The following is a 2,215-nucleotide window of genomic DNA, read 5'->3' on the forward strand; positions in this document are numbered from 1 at the left end:
GCTTTTCGTAGAAGTTCTCCTCCGTGATGGTTTGCGGGGGGAAATGCACGATGAGATTGGCCGCACCGGCACTGATCTTTTTCAGGTGCGGCGGTGATCCCGGCGAAATAGTTAAATTACTGAGCTCAAACCGCAATACAAGCATATCGCGTGGCCTGACCACCGCGCTGCCCTTGCGATTTGAATCAAAGAAATTCTGGTTCGGGTCCGGTGTGAACACCGTAATGTCGGGAATAATTATACCCGAATCGACAATGACGTCGCCCACGGCTCTCCCGGCGGCCAAAGGCTCTGCAATCGTCGATTTGGCGGATTTGCGTCTACGCGTCGATAGAGACGATTTGGTTTTTGACTTCTTCGGAGGCATGACGACCTTTCCTTTCACGAAAAGTCAAACACCACATTGGACAAGAACCCTTGTCTGACGAGAATTTCTCGCCATTTTCGAATGCCATTTACAACTGTTGTGAGAGCCTGAGCCTGCGATATGCAGCGATCAACCGTTCCAGCCAATCGGAAAGCGATAGCCAGCAGCGTATGTGCAGATAGGATTGACCCCCGGATCACGTTATTTTTGGAATGTGCACCTGAGAAAAACATCTGGATAGATGCCATATGATATCAAAATGCATCAAACTGTTTAGCCTGCCTGAAATCCATTATAACGTTAACGGCAACGTTAAGCTGTTATCACCGCCTTCAGCGTGACCAATGTCTGTACCAGCGCTGGCTCTTGGAAACTCCAGGCGCTCGGGTAGAGACGGTTCTAAACGGCATTGGCTGCACAGAACGGCTGGATACTTTTGAGGACGGCTATGAGAGAACCTTGCTGGTTGGTACCGGTCTTGCGGAATATCCTGATCAAATAGTTCCGGGCGGTACCAAACCCTATTCCAACGTCCGCGGCAGCCTCCTTGAGGCTTTGGCCTGAGACGAGCAGTGCTGCGAGCCGCGCTTCTGCGCGCGTAAGCTTGAATAGGTCCGAAATATTTCTTTCAAAGCCAATCGGTAGTTCGAGTGTGACTTCCTGAATCAATAACTCTGCACAGTGCAGCAACCCCGGCCCCAGTCGCGATGGATCCGCCACAGGGGCTACCGAAATCAGGAGCCGCCTTTTTAAAGATCCGTTGCCGCCGAAATGCAGAAGCACCTTGCCGCCTATGTGTTTGCTCCGATGATTGATATTTGCAATATGCCTTACGGAACATGCCGCCTGGATAAGTCGTTGCAGTTCCAGCCCCGCCTGAAGATTTGGTACGACAATCCGGCCGTGCTTTATTAACAGAGGCCCACCGGCCAGTTGCAGCAATGTGGAAGCAAATTCGTTTTTCACTATGATATTCGCACCGGCATCGATGATGACGACACCCAGCATCTGATTTTGAAGTCCAGACGACATCGCCTCATTGATGTGCCGCCGATGCGTGAGTTCAGCTGCTCGCTTAAAATGCGGCAGGATTTTTTGGATAACGTCAACATCCTGCGCGTCGAAAGAGCATTGGTTTCGTCCACGCTGGACATCGAAGAACCACACAGATGATCCTGAATTCATGACCTTGCATGCAAGGCCGCCATACATGTCCTGTGGCGCCATCCATTCATTCCAAATCCGTGAACGTCTCAGTCTATCATGTCCCACCAAAGCGTGATCGCTGTAAATCTGGCCCATGGGAACATCGAGGGTCGCATCGACAAGCTCGTTGTTTTCGGTGAACTCCTTTAGATAAAGATCAATGAAAACCGGATCGAATTCCGTGGAAACCGCGTCGCCCGGATGTAGATCGGGGCCCTGGCGAGTGAAGCACGCCTTTGAACCATTCAGGTTAAGCCTTAGCTGTTCGACAGCACTCGGCCAGGCCTGTTCGTCGCGGGCAGCATCGTAAAGCGTTTCGATTGTTTTCAGGATGAATTCATATGTAACAGCGTGCATATGCCTGCTCTCCGCAGTTAGCGTGGTCAGCATCCGCGTGCAACAATATAAGTGAATACCGCCAAGACAAGTTATTACGTGCCAAACACGCCTTTTCTAAATCCAATTGTTTAGAACAACGGGCACATGGCACGCATTAGCCGCGCGAAATCGCGATAGTAAAGCGCAATGCGGTTGAACCTAGTGTTTCCTGCAATTGGTGGAAAACCCGGATCAATTTCATGCGCAGCGTAAGGCTTCTCCGAAAAATGCCCTGACTTTTTCAATATCCCGCAGTTATTGATA

Annotated in this window: 2 protein-coding genes; both read right to left on the reverse strand. The window is 50.6% G+C overall.

Annotation, left to right across the window (positions count from 1 at the left end; translation table 11 throughout):
• A partial coding sequence (locus tag ACXJ5O_RS25275) for a hypothetical protein (RefSeq protein WP_457302309.1) occupies positions 1-268 on the reverse strand: 268 nt, incomplete at its 3' end.
• A gap of 498 nt (positions 269-766) precedes the next feature.
• Positions 767-1,669: a helix-turn-helix transcriptional regulator gene (locus ACXJ5O_RS25280; protein ID WP_457302310.1), complete on the reverse strand. Its 903-nt coding sequence runs from the start codon at positions 1,667-1,669 to the stop codon at positions 767-769.
• Positions 1,670-2,215: the final 546 nt, after the last annotated feature.

This window comes from Phyllobacterium sp. P5_D12 (assembly GCF_054049495.1).